Source organism: Phenylobacterium conjunctum, assembly GCF_042679085.1.
GTDB classification, from domain to species: Bacteria; Pseudomonadota; Alphaproteobacteria; order Caulobacterales; family Caulobacteraceae; genus Phenylobacterium; species Phenylobacterium conjunctum.
Genome location: NZ_JBHTLQ010000031.1, coordinates 1 through 22146, shown reverse-complemented (window position 1 = coordinate 22146; position 22146 = coordinate 1). Strand labels below are relative to the sequence as shown.

Annotated in this window: 24 protein-coding genes, 1 tRNA gene and 1 riboswitch; of the genes, 10 read left to right on the top strand and 15 right to left on the bottom strand. The window is 70.7% G+C overall.

Annotated elements, in window-relative coordinates:
- Nucleotides 1-224 precede the first annotated feature (224 nt).
- Both ACFQ27_RS13655 and ACFQ27_RS13650 read right to left on the bottom strand, forming a co-directional pair.
- The gene (locus ACFQ27_RS13655; RefSeq protein WP_377353976.1) at nucleotides 225-833 is read right to left on the bottom strand and encodes a sensor histidine kinase; all 609 of its coding nucleotides are present in this window, start codon (nucleotides 831-833) and stop codon (nucleotides 225-227) included.
- Between the two features lie 110 nt (nucleotides 834-943).
- On the bottom strand, nucleotides 944-1405 hold the full coding sequence (locus ACFQ27_RS13650; protein WP_374345763.1) for an Lrp/AsnC family transcriptional regulator: 462 nt from the start codon (nucleotides 1403-1405) through the stop codon (nucleotides 944-946).
- A gap of 117 nt (nucleotides 1406-1522) precedes the next feature.
- Here ACFQ27_RS13650 and ACFQ27_RS13645 point away from each other — a divergent pair, with 117 nt between their 5' ends.
- From ACFQ27_RS13645 to ACFQ27_RS13630, 4 genes are all read left to right on the top strand, one after another.
- On the top strand, nucleotides 1523-1738 hold the full coding sequence (locus tag ACFQ27_RS13645) for a DUF6356 family protein (RefSeq protein WP_374345765.1): 216 nt from the start codon (nucleotides 1523-1525) through the stop codon (nucleotides 1736-1738).
- 89 nt (nucleotides 1739-1827) lie between these two features.
- Nucleotides 1828-2064: a hypothetical protein gene (locus tag ACFQ27_RS13640; protein WP_377353975.1), complete on the top strand. Its 237-nt coding sequence runs from the start codon at nucleotides 1828-1830 to the stop codon at nucleotides 2062-2064.
- Nucleotides 2065-2087: 23 nt separating this feature from the next.
- On the top strand, nucleotides 2088-4748 hold the full coding sequence (locus ACFQ27_RS13635; RefSeq protein WP_377353974.1) for a bifunctional acetate--CoA ligase family protein/GNAT family N-acetyltransferase: 2661 nt from the start codon (nucleotides 2088-2090) through the stop codon (nucleotides 4746-4748).
- A 275-nt stretch (nucleotides 4749-5023) separates the two neighbouring features.
- A complete protein-coding gene (locus tag ACFQ27_RS13630) occupies nucleotides 5024-5920 on the top strand; it encodes a hypothetical protein (RefSeq protein WP_377353973.1) in 897 nt (298 codons plus the stop codon).
- Nucleotides 5921-5922: 2 nt separating this feature from the next.
- Here ACFQ27_RS13630 and cobS read toward each other — a convergent pair whose 3' ends face one another.
- Genes cobS through ACFQ27_RS13590 form a run of 8 tightly spaced genes read right to left on the bottom strand, consistent with a single transcriptional unit; the run spans nucleotide 5923 to nucleotide 14344 of the window.
- Complete coding sequence (cobS, locus tag ACFQ27_RS13625; protein WP_377353972.1) at nucleotides 5923-6654, bottom strand: adenosylcobinamide-GDP ribazoletransferase; 732 nt, start codon at nucleotides 6652-6654, stop codon at nucleotides 5923-5925.
- Nucleotides 6655-6656: 2 nt separating this feature from the next.
- Entirely contained in the window at nucleotides 6657-7673 is a 1017-nt protein-coding gene (gene cobT / locus ACFQ27_RS13620) for a nicotinate-nucleotide--dimethylbenzimidazole phosphoribosyltransferase (RefSeq protein WP_377353971.1), read from the bottom strand.
- Complete coding sequence (locus ACFQ27_RS13615; RefSeq protein WP_377353989.1) at nucleotides 7670-9121, bottom strand: cobyric acid synthase; 1452 nt, start codon at nucleotides 9119-9121, stop codon at nucleotides 7670-7672. The genes cobT and ACFQ27_RS13615 overlap by 4 nt, the downstream gene beginning before the upstream one ends.
- 16 nt (nucleotides 9122-9137) lie before the next feature.
- Nucleotides 9138-9911, bottom strand: coding sequence for an ABC transporter ATP-binding protein (locus ACFQ27_RS13610; RefSeq protein ID WP_377353970.1), 774 nt, complete (start codon nucleotides 9909-9911; stop codon nucleotides 9138-9140).
- Nucleotides 9908-10888: a FecCD family ABC transporter permease gene (locus tag ACFQ27_RS13605; RefSeq protein WP_377353969.1), complete on the bottom strand. Its 981-nt coding sequence runs from the start codon at nucleotides 10886-10888 to the stop codon at nucleotides 9908-9910. The genes ACFQ27_RS13610 and ACFQ27_RS13605 overlap by 4 nt, the downstream gene beginning before the upstream one ends.
- Entirely contained in the window at nucleotides 10885-11724 is an 840-nt protein-coding gene (locus ACFQ27_RS13600) for an ABC transporter substrate-binding protein (protein ID WP_377353968.1), read from the bottom strand. Before ACFQ27_RS13600 ends, ACFQ27_RS13605 begins: the two co-directional genes overlap by 4 nt.
- A complete protein-coding gene (cobO, locus tag ACFQ27_RS13595; RefSeq protein WP_377353967.1) occupies nucleotides 11724-12338 on the bottom strand; it encodes a cob(I)yrinic acid a,c-diamide adenosyltransferase in 615 nt (204 codons plus the stop codon). The genes ACFQ27_RS13600 and cobO overlap by 1 nt, the downstream gene beginning before the upstream one ends.
- Nucleotides 12339-12391: 53 nt before the next feature.
- Nucleotides 12392-14344 (bottom strand): TonB-dependent receptor plug domain-containing protein, encoded by a 1953-nt coding sequence (locus ACFQ27_RS13590; RefSeq protein WP_377353966.1) that lies wholly within the window; start codon nucleotides 14342-14344, stop codon nucleotides 12392-12394.
- 102 nt (nucleotides 14345-14446) lie between these two features.
- A riboswitch (cobalamin riboswitch) is annotated at nucleotides 14447-14638 on the bottom strand.
- An 80-nt stretch (nucleotides 14639-14718) separates the two neighbouring features.
- On the opposite strand from ACFQ27_RS13590, the gene ACFQ27_RS13585 reads away from it, so the two are divergent.
- The 3 genes from ACFQ27_RS13585 to ACFQ27_RS13575 all read left to right on the top strand — a co-directional run bounded on the left by ACFQ27_RS13585 (nucleotide 14719) and on the right by ACFQ27_RS13575 (nucleotide 15895).
- Nucleotides 14719-14865: a DUF2256 domain-containing protein gene (locus tag ACFQ27_RS13585; RefSeq protein ID WP_374345776.1), complete on the top strand. Its 147-nt coding sequence runs from the start codon at nucleotides 14719-14721 to the stop codon at nucleotides 14863-14865.
- Nucleotides 14862-15383 (top strand): bifunctional adenosylcobinamide kinase/adenosylcobinamide-phosphate guanylyltransferase, encoded by a 522-nt coding sequence (cobU, locus tag ACFQ27_RS13580; protein WP_377353965.1) that lies wholly within the window; start codon nucleotides 14862-14864, stop codon nucleotides 15381-15383. The genes ACFQ27_RS13585 and cobU overlap by 4 nt, the downstream gene beginning before the upstream one ends.
- A gap of 320 nt (nucleotides 15384-15703) precedes the next feature.
- Nucleotides 15704-15895: a hypothetical protein gene (locus tag ACFQ27_RS13575; protein WP_374345779.1), complete on the top strand. Its 192-nt coding sequence runs from the start codon at nucleotides 15704-15706 to the stop codon at nucleotides 15893-15895.
- Nucleotides 15896-16011: 116 nt separating this feature from the next.
- On the opposite strand, the gene ACFQ27_RS13570 is transcribed toward ACFQ27_RS13575, so the two are convergent.
- The 4 genes from ACFQ27_RS13570 to ACFQ27_RS13555 all read right to left on the bottom strand — a co-directional run bounded on the left by ACFQ27_RS13570 (nucleotide 16012) and on the right by ACFQ27_RS13555 (nucleotide 19508).
- Entirely contained in the window at nucleotides 16012-17601 is a 1590-nt protein-coding gene (locus ACFQ27_RS13570; protein ID WP_377353963.1) for a fatty acid--CoA ligase, read from the bottom strand.
- 179 nt (nucleotides 17602-17780) lie between these two features.
- Nucleotides 17781-18152: a YciI family protein gene (locus ACFQ27_RS13565; protein ID WP_377353961.1), complete on the bottom strand. Its 372-nt coding sequence runs from the start codon at nucleotides 18150-18152 to the stop codon at nucleotides 17781-17783.
- Between the two features lie 121 nt (nucleotides 18153-18273).
- Nucleotides 18274-18348: transfer RNA gene (locus ACFQ27_RS13560), tRNA-Gly, on the bottom strand.
- 308 nt (nucleotides 18349-18656) lie between these two features.
- Nucleotides 18657-19508, bottom strand: a complete 852-nt coding sequence (locus ACFQ27_RS13555; protein ID WP_377353960.1) for a metal-dependent hydrolase — start codon at nucleotides 19506-19508, stop codon at nucleotides 18657-18659.
- Nucleotides 19509-19572: 64 nt separating this feature from the next.
- Here ACFQ27_RS13555 and ACFQ27_RS13550 point away from each other — a divergent pair, with 64 nt between their 5' ends.
- The 3 genes from ACFQ27_RS13550 to ACFQ27_RS13540 all read left to right on the top strand — a co-directional run bounded on the left by ACFQ27_RS13550 (nucleotide 19573) and on the right by ACFQ27_RS13540 (nucleotide 21748).
- Nucleotides 19573-20190, top strand: a complete 618-nt coding sequence (locus ACFQ27_RS13550; protein ID WP_374345786.1) for a TetR/AcrR family transcriptional regulator — start codon at nucleotides 19573-19575, stop codon at nucleotides 20188-20190.
- Between the two features lie 93 nt (nucleotides 20191-20283).
- Nucleotides 20284-21210 carry an oxygenase MpaB family protein gene (locus ACFQ27_RS13545; protein WP_377353958.1) on the top strand — a complete coding sequence of 309 codons (927 nt, stop codon included), beginning with the start codon at nucleotides 20284-20286 and terminating at the stop codon, nucleotides 21208-21210.
- A 46-nt stretch (nucleotides 21211-21256) separates the two neighbouring features.
- The gene (locus tag ACFQ27_RS13540) at nucleotides 21257-21748 is read left to right on the top strand and encodes a homogentisate 1,2-dioxygenase (RefSeq protein WP_377353957.1); all 492 of its coding nucleotides are present in this window, start codon (nucleotides 21257-21259) and stop codon (nucleotides 21746-21748) included.
- Nucleotides 21749-21848: 100 nt separating this feature from the next.
- Here ACFQ27_RS13540 and ACFQ27_RS13535 read toward each other — a convergent pair.
- The coding region (locus ACFQ27_RS13535) for a TolC family protein (protein ID WP_377353956.1) at nucleotides 21849-22146 on the bottom strand (298 nt) is incomplete at its 5' end.

Below are 22146 nucleotides of genomic sequence, written 5' to 3'. Positions count from 1 at the left end.
GCTCAGCGAGGGTGGTCAGCATCCGTTTCCTTCTCCCCTTGCGGGAGAAGGTGTCAGCGAAGCTGACGGATGAGGGGTCGCACCGCTTTGTCCAGGTTCCTGTTGGGTTGATCGGTGAGGTCTGAGAGACCCCTCATCCGACCTGGCTCCGCCAGGCCACCTTCTCCCACAAGGGGAGAAGGGCGCCTCACGCGGCCCTCGGGACGATCAAGTTGGAATAGATCCTAGGCGGCGCCGGGCACGAAGGCGAGGACGGCGGCGACGCCGTTCTGGTCCGTCAGGGTGAACTCGCCGCGGACCTGGGCCGCCAGGCTGCGGACGATCCACAGGCCGAAGCGGTCCTCCGCCGGGCCGCCGGGGGCCAGGCCAATCCCGTCGTCCAGCACCGCCAACTCCGTGCGGCCGTCCGTCCGGTCGGCCACGCGGATCAGCACCCGCCCCGGCCGGTCGGCCGCGAAGCCGTGGACCAGGGCGTTGCCCACCAGTTCCTGGGCGATCAGGGCCAGGGTGGAGGCCATGGAGTCGGGCACGATCACCGGGCGGGCCTGGACCTCGACCTGGGCGGCGCGAACGCCGTGACGGCGACGCCAGACGGGCGCCATCTCCTCCAGATAGGCGGCGAAGTTGACCCCGCCGTCGGCGCGATGCCGCTCCAACGCGCCCAGGGACCCGATCGCATCGGCCACCCACAGAAGCTGGCGGGCGGCCTCCGGATCTCCGGCCCGCTGGCTGCGCATCCGGGCCAGCGCCCCCAGGAGCTGGAAGATGTTGGCCGTGCGGTGGCGCAGCTCCGAGGTGGGATCCGCCGCCTTGACCGTCCGGTCCTCACTCATCACCCACGCCCTTCCGCTACGCGCCCCCCGACGCGGGGAGGATAACGCCCTAATTTCATTGCCATTACAAGCAAGCCGTCGGTTGAATCCCGGCGGTCAGGTCTGACAGCTTAAAGCGGAAGCGCCGTGGTGAATTTGATCTGTTCCATGGCGAAGGACGAAGACACGTCCCCAAGCGGCGCGGTGGCGATGAGTCGCTTGTAGAAGCGGTCATAGGCGGCGATGTCGCGGACGATCACCTTGAGCAGATAGTCGGTCTCGCCGCTCATCCGATAGAACTCCACAACCTCCGCCAGGGCCGCTGCGCCGCGGGCGAAGTCGTCCAGCCAGGCCTGGTCGTGGCGCGAGGTCTTGATGGCGACGAAGACCACCAGGCCCAGGTCCAGCTTGTCGCGGTCAAGCAGCGCCACGCGCCGCTCGATGACGCCTTCGTCGGTCAGTCGCTTGACCCGTTTCCAGCAGGGCGTCTGGGACAGGCCCACCCGTTCGGCCAGGTCGGCGATGGCGATGGTGGCGTCGGCCTGCAGTTCGCGCAGGATGCGCCGATCGATGGGATCGAGAATTTCATTCATGCCGATGCGCCGAATTGAAGAATGAGATTCTACGATAAGCCGGGATTGGCGGAATATCGATAAGGTCATTCTCGCCGATCTGCAGGACCATGGCGGCTCCATTGCGAGGGGACCGCCATGATCGACGCCTTCACCCGCCACCCGAAAGCCGTGGGCGAGACCTATGGGGAGCACCTGGCGGCCGCGGCCAGCTACGCCCTGCCCCTGCTCGGCGCCGGCCTGGCCTGCATGATCCACGCGATCTTCCCCTTCGCCTTCGAGCGCACCGCCAGCGACTGCGTCCACCGGGTCCACCAGCGCATGGCCGCCAGGGGCCGCGTCCCCTCGGCCTGATCTGGTCGACACACCTGGGGTTGATCGGCGTCAAGGCGGCGCGAGCGTGCTAGGCTCATGCCTCGTGGACCGCCGAGGAGGCCGGGCGCGTGACCCGTTCAGACCCTTCTGAGAAGACCGGACTGCTGCAAGCCCTGGGTGAGGTGTTCGGCCTGCTGCGCGCGGGCCTGGGCGCCCTGGTCAGTGGCTGGCCGCAACGCCAGGCGGAGGTGAACGCCCCCGCCTCGCCCCTGGCCGAGCCGGGCGACCCGACGCCGGTGCTCGAGACGCTGGAACAGCTGAAACACAAGGCTGAGAAAGTCGGCCCTTATCCCGTGAACGACTGACAGTCCCAAGGGGCGACGCGTACATGACGACCCGCAATCTCGACGCGCTGTTCGAACCGCGCGCCATCGCCCTGATTGGGGCCAGTAACCGCGAGGGCTCGGTGGGTCAGGTCCTGGCCAGGAACCTGCTGGAAAGCGGGTTCGCCGGGCCGGTGCTGCCGGTCAATCCGCATGCGGGCGCGATCCGCTCGGCCATGGCCTATCCCAACGCCGCCGCCCTGCCCGTGGCGCCCGACCTGGCGGTGATCGCCACGCCCGCCCCGACCATTCCCGGCCTGATCGCCGAGCTGGGCGCGCGGGGATGCCGGGCGGCGGTGGTGATCTCCACCGGCTTCGGCGCCGATGCGGGGCCGCAAGGCGCCCAGCTGAAGGCGGATATGCTGAACGCCGCCAAGCCGCACCTGCTGCGCATTGTCGGCCCTAACTGCCTGGGCTTCATTTCGCCGGGGCGCGGGATCAATGCGAGCTTCGCCCACCTGACCCCGCAGGCGGGGCGCATCGCCCTGGTGGCGCAGTCGGGCGCGGTGGCCGCCGCGGCCCTGGACTGGGCCCATGCGCGGCAGATCGGCTTCAGCCATGTGGTGACCATCGGCGAGGCCGCCGACGTCGATTTCGGGGACCTGCTCGACTATCTGGCCCTGGACCCCGCCACCCACGCGATCCTGCTTTATGTCGAGAGCATCCGGAACGCGCGGAAGTTCATGACCGCCGCCCGCATCGCCTCGCGCAACAAGCCGGTGGTGGTGGTGAAGTCGGGGCGCAGCGCGGCCGGCGCCCGGGCGGCCTTTTCGCACACCGGCGCCCTGGCCGGGTCGGACGCAGTCTATGACGCCGCCTTCCGCCGGGCGGGCCTGTTGCGGGTGGGCGAGCTGCGCGAACTGTTCGAGGCGGTGCAGACCCTGGGCGCAGGCCTGACCGCGCGCGGCGACCGGCTGGCGATCCTGACCAATGGGGGCGGGGCCGGGGTCATGGCCGTGGACGCGCTGGAGGCGCGCGGCGGTCGGCTGGCAGGGCTGTCGGAGGCGACGCTGGCGGCGATCAACGCGGTCGCGCCGGCCAACTGGAGCCATGGCAATCCCGTCGACATCCTGGGCGACGCCAAGCCGCCGCTGTTCGGCAAGGCCATCGAGGCGCTGCTGTGCGAACCTGAGGCCGACGCCATCCTGGTGATGAACTGCCCGACGGCGGTGGCCTCTTCCACCGAGGCGGCCCAGGCCGTGGCCGACGCCGTGACCAAGGCCCGCTCCATCCGCCCGGTGCTGACCGCCTGGCTGGGCGAGACGGCGGTGGCGCCGGGCCGGGCCATCCTGGCCAAGGCCGGCATGCCGGTGCACGAGACCCCGGATGAGGCGGTACGCGCCTTCATGCACCTGGTGGAGCATCGCCGGGGCCAGGAGCTGCTGGTCCGCGTGCCGGCCCTGGGCGTGCTGGAGCCCCCGGCGCCGGAGGCCGCGAGGCTGATCATCGCCCGCGCCCGCGAGGAAGGCCGCCGCGACCTGACCGATCCTGAGGCCCGCGAGGTGCTGGCCGCCTATGGCGTGCCGGTGGTGGAGAGCCGGATCGCGGCCACGCCGCTGGAGGCCGGCCAGGCGGCGGACGCCCTGGGCGGCCCCGTAGCCCTGAAGATCCTGTCGCGCGACATCAGCCACAAGAGCGATTCCGGCGGCGTCATGCTGAACCTGCAGGGCGGGCCGGCCGTGGAGCTGGCGGCCGGGCAGATGCTGGAGCGGGTGCGCGCCGCCGTGCCGAACGCCCGCATCGACGGCTTTGTGCTGCAGCCCATGATCCGCCGGCCCAAGGCCCAGGAGCTGCTGGCCGGGATCGCCCAGGACCCGACTTTCGGCCCGGTGATCCTGTTCGGCCAGGGCGGGGTGGGGGTGGAGATCGTCGCCGACCGCACGGTGGGCCTGCCGCCCCTGGACGATGTGCTGGCCCGGGACATGATCGCCCGCACCCGGATCGCCAAGCTGCTGGCCGGCTATCGCGACCGACCGCCAGCCGACCTGGACGCCGTGGTCGAGGTTCTGGTGCGGCTGGCGCGACTGGCCGTTGAGGCGCCCGAGATCGCCGAGCTGGACATCAACCCGCTGCTGGCCGACGACGCCGGGGTCATCGCCCTGGACGCCCGGATCCGCCTCACGGACCCCGCCAAGCCGTCAGCCCGCACCGCCATCGTCCCCTATCCGCGCGGCCTGACCCACGCCCTGGAGCTGGAGGGCGAGGCGCTGCGGGTGCGGCCCATCCGGCCGCAGGACGCGCCCAAGCTGATCGACATGATCGACCGCTCCAGCGCCGAGGATGTGCGGCTGCGGTTCCGCACCGGGGTCAAGCGCCTGCCCGACAGCTGGGCGGCGCGGCTGTCCCAGATCGACTACGACCGGGAGATGGCCCTGGTCGCCGAAACCGCCCAGGGCGAGGTGGTCGGCGTGGGCCGGATCGCCGGCGACCCCGAGGGCGAGACCGCCGAGTTCGCCCTGATGGTGCGCAGCGACCACCACCACCGGGGCCTGGGCCGCGACCTGCTGGGCGCCCTGGTCGACCACGCCCGCCAGCGGGGCCTGAAGCGGCTGTGGGGCGACGTAGCGCGGGACAACACCAAGATGGTGCAACTGGCCCAGTCCCTGGGCTTTGTCCTGAAAGGCGCGGAGGAAGCCGACCGAGTGCGGGTTGAGCTGACGCTCTGAGGCCGGGATCAAGGCGCCAGCCGACTGCATCCGAGGGGTGTGACCATACGTAAGCGTCCTATGCTGGCGCCCCGACTTGTAGAAGTTTTCTCGACATCCGATCAGCCGCGGGTTGAAGTTCGATGGGGGGCGTCCCACGAGTCGCCGCGTCCGTTGGCCGCAGTCGGAAATCTTGTGACGATGGCAACTAAGAGTAGTATCCACTCGCGTCCAGCCAGCAATACTGGCGGTATGGACGTGGCGTTCCTGGGACGCCGCGCGCGAGGGGACCGGGCATGAGCCGATCAGGTCAGACAGCGGTCGCTGCGGAGGCCCTGGGCGTCGGCGAGTTCGAAACGGCGCGGTTGGCCCGCAAATACGTGCTCGACTGCGTGAACCTGGTGGCTCAGACCATCCAGCAGGACCACGTCACCACCCTGCTGTTCCTGGCGACGGTGACGGCCAACATCTCGCACGTGACGCACAATGCGGTGCTGGCCGACAGCCTGGGCGACCAGGTGCCGGCCGACGATCAGCGGCAGCCGGTGAGCCTGTACGCCCTGGCGCGCACCTATCACCTCTCCTACGAGACCGCCCGCCGGCATCTGAAGAAGCTGATGGAGGCGGGTCTGGTCGTGCGGGCCCCGGACCAGGGTTTGAGGGTTCCCGCCGCGGTGCTCACCGGTCCGGCGGTGGCCGATATCGTGCTGCGCCATCACGAGCTGACCCGGGCCTTCCTGCTCGCCTTGCAGGGCAAGGACGCCCGCGGCGAGCCGCCAATCATGACCCCGCGACTGCAGGCGGCGCGGATCACCACAGAGTACTTCCTGACCTTTCTGCGGATCTCCGCCGAGACCATCAGCAAGGACCTGGTCACGACCCTGGTCTGCCTGGCGATCACCCAGGCCCTAACCGAGCAACACCCGGTGATGGGCGGCGACCAGGAGCGGCCGAGCACCACCGTGCTGGCGGCGGCGCGAATGCTGAACCTGCCCTATGAGACGGCGCGTCGGCACGCCCACAAGCTGATCCGGCTGGGCTTCTGCGAGCGGGCCGAGACCGGCAAGATCCGCCTGGGCGAGGACCTGAAGACCCGCGACTCGACCCGCGCCTACCTGGCGGTCACGGTCGCCGAGACCATCCGCCTGGCCCAGCGGCTGCGCCCGGCGGACCTGGCGGCGGTCGCCGCCTGAGGTCAGAGCGCGGCCAGCGCCAGCAGCACCCCGAGCTCGAACATCTGCTCCACCGCGCCCAGGACGTCGCCGGTATAGCCGCCGATCAGTCGCCGGGCCGCCAGGGCCGGAAGCACGGCCAAGGCCAAGCCCAGCGCCAGGGCTGGCGCGGCCTGGGCGCCCAGCAGCACCAACGGCGCGGCGCCCAGCACGACGGCGAGCACGGGCTCGATGGGGCGAAGGCGATCCGGCGACCACTTGGCGGACTGGCCTACCGGGGCGAGGGCGGCCATGGCCAGGACGGCGGCGGTGCGGCCGCCGGCGTGGGCGCACAGAAGGCCCAGCGCGGCCAGAGGCGGCGCCAGCTGGGCCAGGGCGGCGACCTTCAGGGCCAGGACCAGGCCAAGCCCCAGGGCGCCGAAGGTCCCGATCCGGCTGTCCTTCATGATCTCCAGGCGGCGCGCGGGCTCCGTCCCGCCGCCCAGGCCATCGAAGGTGTCGGCCAGGCCGTCCTCATGGAAGGCGCCGGTGACCAGCACGCCCACCGCAATCGCCAGCATGGCGGGCAGGACGCCGTCCCAGACCTGGGCCGCGCCGGTCAGCACCAGGGCGCAGATCCCCCCGACCAGGGCGCCGACCACCGGATAGTAGCGGGTCGAGCGGGAGATCATGTCCGGCGTGAAGCCCCGCACCTGCGGGACCGGCAGGCGGGTCAGGAACTGGAGCGCGACCAGCAGCAGCCGGACCTGGCCCATGGTCAGATGCGGCCCGACATCACGTCGTCCAGGCTGGCGACGTCGGCGATCAGGCGGGCGGCGGCGCGGACCATGGGCAGGGCCAGCAGGGCGCCGGTCCCCTCCCCCAGCCTCAGGTCGAGGTCGAGCAGGGGCTTGGCCTTCAGGGCCTCCAGCATCAGGGCGTGGCCGCGCTCGGCCGAGCGGTGGGCGAAGACGCAGTAGTCGGCGACCGCCGGCGACAGGCGCACGGCGGCCAGGGCCGCGGCGCCGGCGATGAAACCGTCGATGATCACCGGCCGTTTCGCCTCGGCGGCGCCCAGGATGGCGCCGGCCATCATGGTGATCTCCAGGCCGCCGAACTCGGCCAGGACGTCCAGGGGCGCGGTGGCGGCGCTGCGGGCGGCGGCGCGGGCGAGGACCGCCTGCTTGCGGGCGAAGCCATCAGCGTCGTGGCCGGCGCCCAGGCCCACACAGTCCTGCAGCGGGGCGGCGGCCAGGCGGTGCAGGATGAGCGCCGCCGAGGCGCTGTTGCCGATCCCCATCTCGCCCATCGCCAGGATGTCGAAATCCTTGGCGACGGCGCGGGCCAGGGCGACGCCACGGCCAAGTGCGGTCTCGACCTCGGCCGGAGTGAGGGCGGGCTCCACCGAAGCGTCGCGGGTTCCGGGCGCGACCTTGGCGCGGATCAGGGTCGGATGCTCGGGGAGCTCGGCGGCGACGCCGGCGTCCACCACCAGCAGGTCGGCGCCCACGGCGGCGGCGAAGGCGTTGGCGCTGGCCCGGCCGGCCAGGAGGGTCGCCACCATCGCCTGGGTGACGCTGGACGGATAGGCCGCGACGCCCGAGGCGGTCAGGCCATGGTCGCCGGCGAACACCATCAGCACCGCCTTGTCGGCCTTGGGCCTCTCGCTTCCGCTTATCAGGGCCAGTTGCACCGCCAGGTCCTCGATGCGGCCGAGCGCCCCCGGCGGCTTGGCCTGGGCGTCGAGGCGCGCGCGCAGGGCGGGTTCGCGGGCGCGGTCGAGGTGTGGGATCACAGCTTAGTCTCCAGGCCGGCGATGGCGGCGAGGCGGGATATGTCGAAGTGGGTTTCCAGCATGGCGGCGATCTCGTCCAGGGCCTGGTCGGTGCGCGCGGCCTGGTCCACGCCGTCGGAGCCTGCGCCCCAGCGCGCCAAGAGGGCGGCGCGGGCCTCGCCCCGGCCCAACAGGCCATGCACATAGGCGCCCATCACCCGGCCATCGGCGGAGATCGCCCCCTCCCCGCTTCCGTCGGGGCGGATCAGCAGCGGCCGGGCGAGGGCCGGACCCGTGGTGCGGCCCACATGGATCTCATAACCCTCGAAGGTCGCGCCCTCGGTCAGGCGCCCCGTGGTCGGGCGCAGCACCTTGTCGCCGGTGAGCACGGTGTCCAGGTCAAGGAGGCCTAGGCCGGGCGCCTCGCCGGGGGCGCCCTCGATCCCGTCCGGGTCGGCGATGGTCCGCCCCAGCATCTGGAAGCCGCCGCAGATCCCCAGCACCCGGCCGCCCCGGCGAACATGGGCCAGAACATCGATGTCCCAGCCCTGGGCGCGCAGGAAGGCGAGATCGGCCATGGTGGCCTTGGTGCCGGGCAGGATGATGAGGTCGCAGTCGGGGATCACCTGCCCCGGCGGGACGAAGGCGAAGTCGACCTCCGGCTCGGCGACCAGGGGATCGAAGTCATCGAAATTGGCGATGCGCGACAGCATGGGCGCGCGGACCTTCAGCCGGCCCTGGCGGGCGCCCGCGCCGCGCTCCAGCACCACCGCGTCCTCGGCCGGCAGGCGCGCGGCGGCGGGGAGCCAGGGGGCCATGCCGCAATCCACCCAGCCGGTGCGGCGGACGATCTCGTCCCGGCCGGCGTCGAACAGGGCCGGGTCGCCGCGGAACTTGTTGATCACGAAGCCGCGGATCATGGCGCGGTCCTCGGGGTCGAGCACCGCGTGCGCTCCCACCAGGGCGGCGATCACGTGGCCTCGGTCGATGTCGCCGGCCAGCACCACCGGCACGTCGGCGGCCCGCGCAAAGCCCATATTGGCGATATCGCCGGCCCGCAGGTTGGTCTCGGCCGGACTGCCGGCGCCCTCGACAATCACCAGGTCGGCCTGCGCCTGCAAATGGCGGAAGCTTTCGACCACCTGGGCCAGCAGGTCCGGCTTGCGGTCCTGGAAGGCGCGGGCCTGCCAGGTCCCGGCCATGCGGCCACGGATCACCAGTTGGGCGCCCGTGTCGGACTGAGGTTTCAGCAGCACCGGGTTCATGTGGACGCTGGGCGCCACGCGGGCGGCGAAGGCCTGCAGGGCCTGGGCCCGGCCGATCTCGCCCCCGTCGGCGGTGACGGCGGCGTTGTTGGACATGTTCTGCGGCTTGAACGGCCGCACCCGAAGGCCCCGGTTGGCGAACAGGCGGCAGAGCCCGGCGACCAGCACCGACTTGCCCACATCGGAGCCGCAGCCCTGGATCATCAGCGCGGCGGGCCGATCAGGGCGCACGGCCGAACACCTCCACGAAGAGGCCGCTATCCCCCTCGACCAGGCGGGCGCGGACGCCATAGGCGGCTTCCAGCACCGTCGGCGCCAGGGCCTCTTCCGGCGGGCCGTCGGCCAGGATGCGGCCCTCGGCCAGGACCAGGATGCGGTCGGCCATGCGGGCGGCCAGGGACAGGTCATGCAGGGTCAGGATCACCCCCCGACCCTGGTCATGGGCCAGGCGGCGGAACAGGTCGCAGGCGTCCAGGGCGTGGCCAGGATCAAGGCCCGCCAGGGGCTCGTCGGCCAGCAGCCAGGCGGGATCGCCGGCCAGGGCGCGGGCCAGAAGCACCCGGGCCCGCTCGCCGCCGGACAGGGTGGTGACGTCGCGCCGGGCGAGGCCCGCCACATCGCAGGCCTGCAGGGCCAGGCCCACCTCCACCTCGTCCTCGGCGCCCAGGCCGCGGGCGCCGGTGAAGGGAATGCGGCCGAGCCCCACCAGGGTCTCCACATCCACCGCCCAGGCCAGTTCCGGCGTCTGGGGGATGAAGCCGAGGCGCCGGGCGCGATCGCGCGGCGACAGGGCCAGGATGGGGGCGTCGTCCAGGGTCACCTCGCCCGTATCGGGCCGGGACAGGCCGGCCAGGGCGGTGAGCAGGGTCGACTTGCCGGCGCCGTTCGGCCCCAGGATGGCGGTGACCTGTCCGGGCTGGAAGGCGGCGTCGATCCCGGCGAGCACCGGATGGCCGCCGAGACGGACCTGCAGATGGCGGGCCTTGAGGCTCATCCGGCGATCCTCCGGCGCATCTGCATCAACAGGGCGAAGAAGAAGGGGCCGCCCAGGGCCGCCATGGCGACGCCCAGCTTGACCTCGTTGGCGCCGGGGACCAGGCGCACGGCGATGTCGGCGGCCAGCACCAGGACCGCGCCGCCCAGCGCGCTGGGCAGTAGCAGCCCGCCGGGCCGCGCGCCCACCACGGGCCGCAACAGGTGCGGGACGATCAGGCCGACAAAGCCGATGACCCCGGTGACCGCGACGCTGGCGCCCGCCGCAAGCGCCACGCCCACCGCCAGGATCAGGCGTGTGCGAGGCAGGTCGACGCCGAGCGACCGGGCGCCGGTTTCGCCCAGGGTCAGGGCGTCGAGGGCCGGGGCGGTGAACATCAGGGCGACGCAGCCCAGCACCATGAAGGGCGCCGCCAGGGCCAGTTCGTCGGCGCTGCGGTCGGCGAGCGAGCCCATGATCCAGTTGACGATCTCGTTCACCGCCCAGGGATTGGGGGCCAGGCTCAAGGCCAGGGCCACGCCGGCGCCGGCCATGGTGTTGAGGATGACGCCGGACAGCACGAAGGTGACGACGCCCGAGGCTCGGCCGGCAAGGGCCAGCAGCAACAGGACGGCGGCCAGGGCGCCCGCCATGCCGGCGACGGAGATCACCCAAGGCGCCTGCGCGCCCTGGCCCAGATAGAGGGTCAGGACCGCGCCGAAGGCGGCCATGGAGGAGACACCGAGCGAGCCGGGATCGGCCAGCGGATTGCGGGTGTAGCCCTGCATGGCGGCGCCCGACATCCCCAGCGCTGCGCCGACGAACAGGGCCAGCAGGGTGCGCGGCAGGCGCAGGTCGAAGATGATCGGCCAGCGCGGATCTGTCTGGTCCATCCAGGCGCCGAATGGGACCCAGACCCGGCCGGCCATCAGGCTGAGGACGGCGAGGACGCCCAGGGCCGCGGTCAGGCCGGCGAAGGTGGCGGCGCGGCGGCTCATGCCATCGCCTCGCGCCGGGCCTTGGCCAGCATGGCGGCGCAGTCGATCAGCACCGGCCCGCCGCAGAAGGTCAGGTTCTGGGGGAACACCGCCCGGTGCAGGCGCGCCCGGCGCAGGGCCGGATGGGCGATGACCCGGTCGGCCCAGGTCGGCGCGCCCGGCGCCAGCTGGCCGGCCAGCAGGACGTCCGGCGGATCGGAGACCAGCTGCTCGAGCCCGACATTGCCGCTACGGTTGAGGCCATAGCGGGTGACGGCGTTGTCGAAGCCAGCCCGGCGCATCATCTCGTCCATCATCGTCCCCGGCCCGGCCGCGAAGCCGCCGGACTGGAAGGTGATGGCGCTGAGCCGCCGCGTTCCCGGCGGCGGGGCGGCGGCGGCGAGCGCGGCCTCGATCCGGGCCACCAGGGCGCGGCCGCGATCCGGCCGGTTCACCGCGTTGGCGATCTGCATCACCTGGGCGAGGCTTTCGGCGACGCTGGAGGGCACGCTGAACAGTTCGCTGCGCACGCCCATCCGGGCCAGGGCGGCGCGGGTGGCCGGCGGCGAGAAGCGGGAGGCCAGGACGAGGTCGGGCTGCAGGGCCACGATCTCCTCGGCGGTCTCGAAGGTGTAGGGTATGGAGCGGCCCAGCGCCCCGCTGCTGGAGCTCGCAGGGTCGTGGGAATAGTGGCTAAGCGCCCGGATCTGGGCGCGGTCAGCCACCTGCACCAGCACCGCGTCCAGGCAGGGATTGAGCGACACCACCCGCCGCGGCTCGGCGACAGCCGCCTCGGCGGCGCCGGCCAGGCCAAGGGCGAGGCCGCCCATGGCGGCGGCGCGGCGGGTGATAGGCATCAGAAGTCGATCCCACGCTGGGCCTTCAGGCCCTGGTCGAAGGGATGCTTGACCAGGGTCATCTCGGTGACCAGGTCGGCGACCTCGATTAGCTGCGGCTTGGCGTTGCGGCCGGTGATGATGACGTGCTTGTCCCAGGGCCGCGCCATCAGGCCCTCGACCACCTTGTCGATGTCGAGATAGTCGTATCGCAGGGCGATGTTCAGCTCGTCCAGCAGGACGAGGTTGATATCGGGATCGGCCAGCATGGCCAGGGACCGATCCCAGGCGGCCTCGGCGGCGGCGACGTCGCGGGCGCGGTCCTGGGTGTCCCAGGTAAAGCCCTCGCCCATGGTCGCCCAGGTCAGCTGGTCCGGGAACTTGGCGAAGAACTGCCGCTCCCCGGTGATCCACTTGCCCTTGATGTACTGGACCACGCCCACCTTCCAGCCCCAGCCGAGCGCCCGGGCGACCGTGCCGAAGGCGGCGGTGGACTTGCCCTTGCCGTCGCCGGTGTTGACCACCAGCAGGCCGCGGGTCTCGTCGGACTTGCCGGCCATCAGCGCCTCGCGCTCGGCCTTCAGCGTCTGCATGGCCGCCTTGTGGGCGGCGTTGCGGTCGGCTTCATCGGTCATAGCCGTCCTCCTGAAAGTCCCCTCTCCCCGCACGCGGGGAGAGGGAGAAGCGCCTAGAAATTCGCCCGGACGCCGATGAAGGCGCCGCGGCCGATGGAGCCGTAGTTCCGCGTGGTCTCGTAGTGGTCGTCGAGCAGGTTCTCGATCCGGCCATGGATCTCGACGCTTTCCGTCACCGCATAGGCCGCGCGCAGGTCGACCAGGGTGTAGGGCGACATGCGGTAGGTGTTGGCGGCGTTGTCGTAGGAGGCGCCCACATAGCGGACCGACAGGCCGGTGGAGAGCTTGTTCCCCCAGTCGCGGTCGACGGTCAGGTTGGCCTGCTGATCCGGGCGGCGGGCCAGCTTCTTGCCCTGGTTGGCGCCCGGCGCGGCGTTCTCGGTGTCGGTCCAGGTGTAGTTGGCCGCGATCTTCGTCCCGCCCAGGTCGGCGGCGGCCGACAGCTCCAGCCCCTTGGCCTTGGTGTGGGCGACGTTGTCGTAATAGCCGAACCGGCGCGCGCCGGTCTTGAAGCACAGGGCCTCCGTCGAGGTCCCGGTGCAGGAGACGAAGTCGATCTGGTTGTCGGTGTCGCGGCTGAACCAGGTGGCCTGGACCTTCAGCCGGCCGATGTTGTGCTCGACGCCGGCGTCCCAGCTGTCGGCCTCCTCCGGCGACAGGCCGGAATTCCCGTAGTCGCTGAACAGCTGGTAGAGGGTCGGCGCCTTGAAGCCCTGGCCCCAGGAGGCGCGCAGGACGGTGGCCCCGTCGTTCAGCGCCCAGGCCGCGGCCAGCTGGCCAAGGGTGTGGTCGCCGAAGGTGTCGTGGCTGTCGCGGCGCAGACCGGCGGTCAGGGTCAGGCCGGGCGCCACCTCGCCGATCATCTGGGCGTAGACCGCATCAAGCTGGGCCTTGGCGCGCGAAGGCGTCGGGTTGGGCGCGAAGGCGCTAGGCGAGGCGGTGCGCATCTCGGCCCGCTCGGACTCGAGGCCAAAGGCCGCCGACCAGGTCTCGGTGAAGGCGAAGCTGCCCTGGTATTCCCAGCGCCTGTTCTCGCCGCGGGCGTCAAAGGTGCGGGTGGTCACCGCCTGGCTGGGATCGAAATTGTCCCGGTCGGTGGTGGTGTAGCCGAAGGCGACGCGGTTCTTCAGCCGCCCGTCGGCCAGGGCGACGTTCAGGCCGGCATAGGCGACCAGCTCCTTGGTCTCACCGTACTCGGGATCATCGGCGAAGCTGTAGAGCGGGGCCGGGAAGCCGTCGAATTCATTGCGGCCCTTGGTCCAGACCGCGCGCAGATCGGCCGAGACATTGTCGGTGATGGCCAGGGTGGCGCGGCCGGACAGGCCGGTGTTGCGATAGCCGTCCTTCTCCGCCCCCTTGGCGTAGGATGAGACGCCGGAGGTGGTCAGCTGGTTGGCGGCCAGGCGCCAGGTGAGCCGGTCTGCCACCCCGCCCACGGCGGCGCGGACGGCGCCAGAGTCGCGGGAGCCGCCCTCGGCCGAAACCTGGCCCTCGAAGGCCTTGGTCGGGGCGGCGGTGACGATATTGATCACCCCGCCGATGGCCTGGCTGCCCCATAGGGTGGACTGGGCGCCGCGCAGGATCTCGATGCGCGCCACGTCGCCCACGAACAGGTTGGCGAAGTTGAAGCCGGCGTCGGTGGAGGACGGATCGTTCAGCTTGACCCCGTCGATCACCACCACGGTCTGGCCGGTCTCGGCGCCGCGGATACGCAGGGCGGTAGAGGCGCCCAGGCCGCCATTGCGGCTGAAGCTGACGCCCGGCGTGGCGGCCAGGACCTCGGTCAGGCCCACGGCCTGGGCGCGCTTCAGGTCGCCGGCGTCGATGACGCTGACCGCCTGACCGATCCGGGACGGATCCTGGGCCGAGCGGGTGGCGGTGACGATCAGTTCGCTGACCGCGGCGTCGGCCACGTCAGGCGCCGGCGCGACCTGGTCGTCGGCGAAGGCGGGGACCCAGGCGCAGGACGCAATAAGGGCGGTGGTGGAAATCAGGACAGTCTTCAAGCGGGCATCTCCCTTGAGCCGCAAGCCAAAGGGGCCTGACACCAGACCCCCACGACGTCGCCGCTCGGGAAACCCCGTTCGCTCGGCGCACCCCGGCCGCTCGAAGGACGACTGCGTCAGGCAGGTCTCCTGGCTCACGGGTCAACGCCGGTGCGGATCGCCTTCCCAGACCCCGAGAGGTCCAGTGGCCTATGATCCGCGGGCTCGCCGCTTACAGTTGCGGGGGCAGCCCAGGTCTCACACCTGAGTTCCCTATTAATCCCCTTGCGAGGAACCTGTCGCAGGGGCGGCATTAGGCGCAGGGCGCGGGGGCGTCAACTGCACGTAGCGTCGCCGGCTTGCGCCCTACCGGGGCGTTCGCGCATAGGACGGCCATGCCCAAGATGCGCAAGAAGGCCGACCTGCCCACCAAGACCTGCGTCGCCTGCGGCCGGCCTTTCGCCTGGCGCAAGAAGTGGGAGAAGGTCTGGGACGAGGTCCGCTACTGCTCCGACCGCTGCCGGGCGAAGGGGGCGGCATGAGCCTGGTGTTCGTCCTGGGCGGCGCCCGGTCGGGCAAGACCCGCTACGCCCTTTCTGAAGCCCAGCGCCTGGCCACCGAGGCCGGCGGGCGCAAGGTGATGATCGCCACCGCCGAGGCGCTGGACGGCGAAATGGCTGACCGCATCGCCCGCCACAAGGCCGAGCGCGGCCCGGACTGGGCGACCCTGGAGGTCCCCCTGGCCCTGGCCGAGGCCATCCGGTCCCTGCGGCCGCGCGACGTGGCCGTGGTCGACTGCCTGACCCTGTGGCTGTCCAACCTGATGCACGCCGAGGCCGAGATCGCCGACGAGACCGAGGCGCTGATCGCCGCTCTGGACGCCTCGCCGGCCGACGCGGTGATCCTGATCTCCAACGAGGTCGGCCAGGGCATCGTGCCGGAGAACGCCCTGGCCCGCCGGTTCCGTGACGAGGCTGGCTGGATGCACCAGGCCATCGCCGGCGCGGTGGACCAGATGGTGGTGGTCCAGGCCGGGCTGCCGATGGTGCTGAAGGGGTGACGCACCCCTGCCCGCTCATCCCCACGCAGAAGGGGATGAGCGGATGGAACGGAACGCCGCGACACCCACCCGATACGGGTCGGGTTCCGTAGGGGCGATTCGACGCAATCCCCATTTAAAGCTTGGGTTGGCGGCCTGAACGTGAGATAGGCCGCGTCATCGAATTGTCGCAGACGCCAGACCTACGCCCGGTTCGCCGGTGCGATTGCGTCCGCCTCGGTTCTGATCACCGGTTCCAGCAGGGGCCGGCCGTTTTATTTGTCCACCCGATTTGGTGAAACCCGCGGCCGGATCCGCCGACCGCCAAAAAGAGCACGACCATGACCACTTCGACTGTCGAACGCGCCTACGCCCTCGCCCGCTCGGGCAAGTACGCCAACATCAAGGCCCTGAAGGAAAAGCTGAAGGCCGAGAACTGCCGGGCCGTCGACGCCCTGCTGGCCCCGCGCTCCATCAGCGGTCACCTGTCGGCGATCTGCGCCGCGACCTTCAAGGGCGTCCTGGTCGACTGACCAACCCCTCAAAGGGTCTGAAACGAACCGAGGCCGCGGAGGTGACGCCCCCGCGGCCTCTGTCGTGTCTGGAATCTGCTTTTTGAATCCTCCCCCATGCCAATGGGGGAGGAAATCTAGTTCACGCGACGGGTCTTGCCGGCCCAGTAGGGTTCGCGCAGTTCGCGGCGCAGGATCTTGCCCGAGGCGTTGCGCGGCAAAGCCTCGATGAAGTCCACGCTCTTGGGCGCCTTGAAGGCGGCGATGCGGGTCTTGGCGAAGGCGATGATGTCGTCGGGATCGGGGTTGGTCCCAGGCTTAGGCGCAACGACGGCCTTGACCGCCTCGCCCCACTTGTCGTCGGGCACGCCGATCACCGCCACCTCGGCCACGTGCGGGTGGCCATAGATCGCGCTCTCCACCTCGGCCGGATAGACGTTCTCAGCCCCGGTGATGATCATGTCCTTCACCCGGTCGTGGATGTAGAGATAGCCGTCCTCGTCCAGGTAGCCGGCGTCGCCGGACCGCAGCCAGCCGTCGGGCCCAAGCGTCGCGGCGGTGGCCTCGGGCAGGCCGAAATAGCCGGCCATGTTGGCCACTGAGCGGATCGCCACCTCGCCCACCGTCCCGGTCGGCACGCTGTTCCCAGCTTCGTCGATGACCTTGATCTCGACGCCAGGCATCGGCAGGCCCGCGGCGCGCATCCGGGGCGTGCCGGCGGGGTCGTGATCCTCGGGCGGCAGATAGACGATCGTGCCGCAGGTCTCGGTCATGCCGTACTGCTGGCAGAAGCCGCAGCCGAACACCTCCATGCACTCGCGCAGCAGGTCGAGCGGGATCGGCGAGGCGCCGTAGAGGATGTACTTCAACCGGCTGTAGTCGACCTCGCGGGCGCGAGGCTGGCGCACCACGATCTGCAGGGCGGCGGGCACCATGAACATCTTCGAGCAGCGGTCCTGCTCGATGAAGTCCAGCACCTTCAGCGGGTCGAACTCGCGGGCGACCACGCCCTTGGCGCCGTTGAACAGGCCGACGATGCCCCAGCCGGTGCCGCCGATATGGGCCACCGGCATGGCGACCAGGGAGATGTCCTGCGGCCCCCACTCGTTCCAGTCCATCTTGGCCTCCGCCGCCTTGCGCCGGCCGCCCAGCACGTTGACGTGCCTAAGCATGGCCCCCTTCGGATTGCCCGTGGTGCCGGAGGTGTAGAGCTGGACGGCGATGTCCTGTTCGCTGACCGCCACCTCGGGATCGGCGTCGCCTTGGGCGTCGCGCCAGGCCTCATACAGCGGCCATCCTTGCGCCACCGGCTCCATGGCGATGGGCCGCACCGCCCCGTCGATCAGCTTCAGGGCCTCGGCCGCCAGGTCCGCCACCTCCGGGCCGACGAACAGCAGCGGCGCCTTGGAATCGCCGGCGATGAAGGCCACCTCGCGCGGCGCCAGGCGCCAGCTGATCGGGGTCATCACCACGCCGGCCTTGGCCGCGCCGATCAGGAGTTCGAAGTAATGGTCGGAGTTCTTGCCCAGATAGGCGATCCGGTCGCCGACCTTCAGCCCCTCGGCCAGCAGGGCGTTGGCCACCTGGTTCGTGTGGCGGTCGAAGTCGGCGAAGGTGGTCAGCCGGCCTTCGAACTGCAGGGCGACGGCCTCGCCGCGCACCTTGGCGTGATAGCGGGCGATGTCGCCCAGGGTCGGCATCTGGTCGAAATCGATCGTCGCGCTCATCTTGGCGCCTCTCCCCACTGGCAAGTCTTCTGGTCGGCGCGGACGCTGAACAGGGCGCCCGGCCACAGGCAAGCTGTCGAATCCGATAGGGTCGCGCCGCCTTGGACACGATCCTACCGAACTCACGGGAAATGTCGTGATTTCAAACGCCTAGTTCCGCTACGGAAGCCGACGCAGGGTCAGGCGCGCAGGCTCTCCACCTGGGAGCCGGCGATCTGGCGGATCTCGCAGACGCCCTCCCAGCCCGGCATGTGCGCGACGTGCACGTCCATGAACTCCCGCCCGCTGGCGATGGCGGCCTCCATGTCGGGCAGTTCGAAGATCGCAAACCCGCCGATCACCTCCTTGGTCTCGGCGAAGGGCCCGTCGAGGGTGACCGTCTTGCCGCCCTTGGTCTGCAGCGCCGCGCCCATGGCCGGCGGCATGAGCCCACCGTCGGCGACCATCCGCCCGGCCTCGACCTCGCGCTTCGCCATCGCGTGCATGGCCTCCATCAGCGCCGGCGTCGGCGCCATGTCGGAGGCGGAGTGGATGATGAACATGAACCGCATGGGCGGTGTCCTTCCCTGAAACCCGGCGCAGAAGCGCGCCCTGGCCGCAGGACGGGCGGCATGAGACGGACCCGACATTTTCAGTCGGAGCAGATCAGGTGGCGATTTCAAGGGAAAGGCCTGGAGCGGGTGAGGGGAATCGAACCCCTGACATTCAGCTTGGGAAGCTGACGTTCTACCTCTGAACTACACCCGCAGAAGGCCTGACGGCGTTCCAGGGGCGATCCTCTAGCCGGTCTTGGCGCGGGCCTCAAGCGGGGCGGTGCAGAGCGCGGGGGATGTTCAGTCCGCCCCTTCGGGTCGGCCCCCTCAGGCGCGGAGTTTATCCTCGGGTCAGCCTTCGGCTGATCCCGGGGGCGCCCGCTCCCCCAGAGGGGGAGCAACTTGGAACCACGAACGACACGAAAAACACGAACCCGAAGCGGCGCCGCTGTACCCAAGAGGGACTCGGCCCCGTTCGTGTATTTCGTGTCGCTCGTGGTTCAAACCTGAAGCGCGCCGGCCTCAAGCCGCCTTCGGCGCGAGCGCTTCGGCGAAGTCGGCTTTCCAGGCTTCCATTTCCGGGCGCACGGGATCGTCCCAGGGGTGGAAGCCCGGGCGGTACCAGGCGAGGTAGGTCTTCCAGCCGCGACTGAAGATGCCGGGCGTCTTCCAGACGTACTGCTTCACCGCCTTCAGCGCCGCCTTGGGCGCATAGCCGTCGGCCTCCAGCAGGCGGGCGGCGTATTGAGTGATGTTGCGGCTGAACATGTAGGTGATGAAGGCCATGGAGATCACCCGGCGGCGGTAGCGCAGGAAGGGCGACCAGTCCTTGGTCACCTCCATGAAGACGTCATACGCGACCGCCTTGTGCTCGGTCTCCTCCATGGCGTGCCAGCGCCACAGGCGCTCGATGCCAGGGTCGGCGTCGTCGAACAGGTTCTGATGGGCCATGTGCATCTCGGCCATCATGGCCGTGAAGTGCTCGAGCGCGATGGTGGACATCAGCATGGCCATCGGGCCGCGGCTGCGGGCGATGCTGACGCGTTCGCGGATCTCGGCCTCGACTTCGGCGACCGGATAGCGGTCGCGGTCGATCAGCTGGTTCAGCACATGGTGCTCGCGCGAGTGGATGGCCTCCTGGGCGATGAAGCCCTTCACGTCGTCCAGCAGCTTGCCCTTCAGCTGCGGCCGGTAGTGTTTCACCGCGTCCATGAACAGCCGCTCGCCATCCGGGAAGGTGAGCGACAGGGCGTTGAACACCGCCGTGCCCACGGGGTCGCCGCTGAGCCAATGGCCGGACTTGGCCGCATCCACATCGAAGCGGATGTCGCGGGGCAGGACGTGGACGTCGGCGGGGGTGGTCTTGGTGCTCATGGCGCGTCTCCTTGCACAGGGCTAGGAAGGGGAGGATGAGAGTAAGATGGCGCTATCAACAAAAATGTCAATAGAAGACGCCAAGGCGAGCGCACGGCCCCGTGTGCGCCGCTCGGCTGAGGCCGCGCGCGAGAACATCCTGGCCGCCGCAGAGGCCCTGCTGACCGAGAAGGGCCCGCAGGCGTTGAAGCTCGCCGATGTGGCCAAGGCGGCCGGCGTGGTGCACGCCACGGTGCTGCATCACTTCGGCTCCATCGCCGACGTCCAGGCCGCCTTGGCGGAGCGGATGATCCGCCGACTGGTGGAGCAGATCCTCGACACTCCGCCCCCGGAGACCGGCCCGGCCTGGCGCTCGCTGAGCGGCGTCGACGCCCTGTTCGACGCCTTCGAGGCGCCGGGCGCGGCCCGGCTGGCGGCCTGGCTGCAGCTCACCGACGAGATGGACCGGCTGACCGTGGTGGGCGAGGCGGTGCAGTCCGTAGTTCGGGGACGGATGGTGCGCGAGGGCCTGGACGAGGCGACCGCGCGGGACCTGGTCCTGCTCAGCGTGATCCTGGCCCTGGGCGCCGGCCTGTTCGGCCCGTCGTTGGCCGCCCTGACCGGCGCCGCGCCGGGCCGGCCGCGCGAACTGGTCATGGAGCTGCTGCGCAGCCGGATCATGGCGCTGGGCGGGGGGCTGTGAACTGCACTCCCTCTTCCCATTCATGGGGAGAGGGAGTGAGACTATCGGAATTCACAGGTTGCGTCCGACGGGCTCCGGACGGATTCTGCCCCCATGACCGAGATGACCTCCTACCTGGGCTGGACGCTGGACTATGCGAACCCGCCCGGCGCGCCGGCCTTCCTGGGGCCGGACAGCGTCCATTGGCGCATCTACAAGAACCCCATCGCCCTGGCCGTGGGCGGGGTGGCGGCGGTGCTGCTGGAGTTCGCCGACGCGCGGATCCGCTCTGGGGTCTGGGATCACTCGACCTACAAGGTCGACCCCATCGGCCGGTCCAAGCGCACCGGCGTGGCGGCCATGGTCGGGGTCTATGGCCCCCAGGCCGCGGCCCGGCGGGTGATCCAGGGCGTCACCAACATGCACGCCCGGGTCAATGGCGAGACCCCCAAGGGCGAGGCCTACAAGGCCCTGGACCCGGAACTGCTCGACTGGGTCAGCGCCACCGCAGCCTACGGGTTCCTGAACGCCTATGACCGCTTCGTCGCCAAGGTGTCCGAGGCCGACCAGGCCCGGTTCTGGCGCGAGGGCGCGCCGGTCGCCAAGCTCTATGGCGTGCAGCATTCGCCCACCTCCAACGCCGACTTCATGGCGATGATGGACAAGCTGGCGCCGCGGTTCGAGCCGCACCCCATCGTCGGCGAGTTCCTGGGCATCATCCAGTCCGGCCAGGCCGCGCCCGGCGCGCCTAAGGCCTTGCACCGGGCCCTGGCGCGGGCCTCGGTCTCGCTGCTGCCGCCCCTGGTGCGCGACCGCCTGCAGCTGGGCCGGGAGTACGACCTGACCCTGTTCGACAAGCTGGCCCTGCGCGCCGCCGGCGCCGTCGCCGAACGCACCCCGGACCTGGAAAGCCCGCCCTGCCAGGCCAGCGTCCGGCTCGGCCTGCCCGCCACCTTCCTCTACCAGAGCCGCGCCACCCAGGCCCGGATGCTGGCCAAGGCCGGCCTGCCCAAGGCGGATGCGGAGATGGCGGTCGCCTGAGGCCCGGGATCACGTTATGTAGTCAACATACATAACGGAGATTTCCATGCGCGCCGCTGGTTTGGCCCTCGCCCTCATCCTCTGCGCCACAGGCGCGGCCGCTGACCCCGCGACGCAGGCCTGCGAACCCCTCCCCGCCAGCCTGTCGACCTGGGGCGCGCCGCCAACCGCCGAGACGGGCGATCTGACGCTGGGTGTGGCGCGGGATCTGACCCTTGCGCCGACCACTCAGGTCACCCTGCCCGTCACACCCACCAAGCTCGGCGCGCCAGACAGCTTCTCCGGACTGGTCGCCTTCGAGGTCGCAGCCGCTGGCGACTATCAGGTGGCCCTCGGCGCGCCTGCCTGGATCGAGGTGGTGCGAGACGGCGGCGCCGTCGCCTCGATCCGCCATAGCCACGGCCCGGCCTGCAGCGGCGTGCGCAAGATCGTGGTCTTCACCCTGACGTCGGGCCGGCATCTGCTGGAAGTCGTCGGCGCCTCGACCCCCACCGTGCGGATGATGGTGGCGCCGGCGGAGCAGTCCGCCTCGCATTGACGTCCCCGCCCCGCCGCAGGCGTCAGGGGGGACGTGGGGCGGCGAGGCGGGAACGGACCCGCGGCGGCGAACCGGCGTGGATCAAGGCGGATGGGGCGGCTCAAGCGCCCCGGATAAGGCCGTTCAGGCGGCTGGCGGCGGCGACCACCCTGCCCTCTTCCAGAATGACGGCGGCGTCGGCGGCCAGGCGGTCTCGCTCGGCGTTGAGCAGGTCGAGGGTGGGCTTCTGGCCCACGCGGACCTCGTTGCGGACGCTGTCCAGAGCCGAGGCGGCGGCGGTGGCGCGGTCGCGTGAAGCGCTCAGCATCAGGCGCGCAGTCTCCAGCTCGGACCAGGCGGCGATGACGCCTTCGCGCAGGCCCTCGCGGGCGGCGTCGCGGCCGGCCCGGGCGGCCCGG

Bases quoted from the DNA above. Each gene is read 5' to 3' on its own strand.
- ACFQ27_RS13655 (WP_377353976.1), bottom strand. From the start codon at position 833: ATGAGTGAGGACCGGACGGTCAAGGCGGCGGATCCCACCTCGGAGCTG.
- ACFQ27_RS13650 (WP_374345763.1), bottom strand. From the start codon at position 1,405: ATGAATGAAATTCTCGATCCCATCGATCGGCGCATCCTGCGCGAACTG.
- ACFQ27_RS13645 (WP_374345765.1), top strand. From the start codon at position 1,523: ATGATCGACGCCTTCACCCGCCACCCGAAAGCCGTGGGCGAGACCTAT.
- ACFQ27_RS13635 (WP_377353974.1), top strand. From the start codon at position 2,088: ATGACGACCCGCAATCTCGACGCGCTGTTCGAACCGCGCGCCATCGCC.
- ACFQ27_RS13630 (WP_377353973.1), top strand. From the start codon at position 5,024: ATGAGCCGATCAGGTCAGACAGCGGTCGCTGCGGAGGCCCTGGGCGTC.
- cobS (WP_377353972.1), bottom strand. From the start codon at position 6,654: ATGGGCCAGGTCCGGCTGCTGCTGGTCGCGCTCCAGTTCCTGACCCGC.
- ACFQ27_RS13615 (WP_377353989.1), bottom strand. From the start codon at position 9,121: ATGATCCAGGGCTGCGGCTCCGATGTGGGCAAGTCGGTGCTGGTCGCC.
- ACFQ27_RS13610 (WP_377353970.1), bottom strand. From the start codon at position 9,911: ATGAGCCTCAAGGCCCGCCATCTGCAGGTCCGTCTCGGCGGCCATCCG.
- ACFQ27_RS13605 (WP_377353969.1), bottom strand. From the start codon at position 10,888: ATGAGCCGCCGCGCCGCCACCTTCGCCGGCCTGACCGCGGCCCTGGGC.
- ACFQ27_RS13600 (WP_377353968.1), bottom strand. From the start codon at position 11,724: ATGCCTATCACCCGCCGCGCCGCCGCCATGGGCGGCCTCGCCCTTGGC.
- cobO (WP_377353967.1), bottom strand. From the start codon at position 12,338: ATGACCGATGAAGCCGACCGCAACGCCGCCCACAAGGCGGCCATGCAG.
- ACFQ27_RS13585 (WP_374345776.1), top strand. From the start codon at position 14,719: ATGCCCAAGATGCGCAAGAAGGCCGACCTGCCCACCAAGACCTGCGTC.
- cobU (WP_377353965.1), top strand. From the start codon at position 14,862: ATGAGCCTGGTGTTCGTCCTGGGCGGCGCCCGGTCGGGCAAGACCCGC.
- ACFQ27_RS13575 (WP_374345779.1), top strand. From the start codon at position 15,704: ATGACCACTTCGACTGTCGAACGCGCCTACGCCCTCGCCCGCTCGGGC.
- ACFQ27_RS13570 (WP_377353963.1), bottom strand. From the start codon at position 17,601: ATGAGCGCGACGATCGATTTCGACCAGATGCCGACCCTGGGCGACATC.
- ACFQ27_RS13565 (WP_377353961.1), bottom strand. From the start codon at position 18,152: ATGCGGTTCATGTTCATCATCCACTCCGCCTCCGACATGGCGCCGACG.
- ACFQ27_RS13555 (WP_377353960.1), bottom strand. From the start codon at position 19,508: ATGAGCACCAAGACCACCCCCGCCGACGTCCACGTCCTGCCCCGCGAC.
- ACFQ27_RS13550 (WP_374345786.1), top strand. From the start codon at position 19,573: ATGTCAATAGAAGACGCCAAGGCGAGCGCACGGCCCCGTGTGCGCCGC.
- ACFQ27_RS13545 (WP_377353958.1), top strand. From the start codon at position 20,284: ATGACCGAGATGACCTCCTACCTGGGCTGGACGCTGGACTATGCGAAC.
- ACFQ27_RS13540 (WP_377353957.1), top strand. From the start codon at position 21,257: ATGCGCGCCGCTGGTTTGGCCCTCGCCCTCATCCTCTGCGCCACAGGC.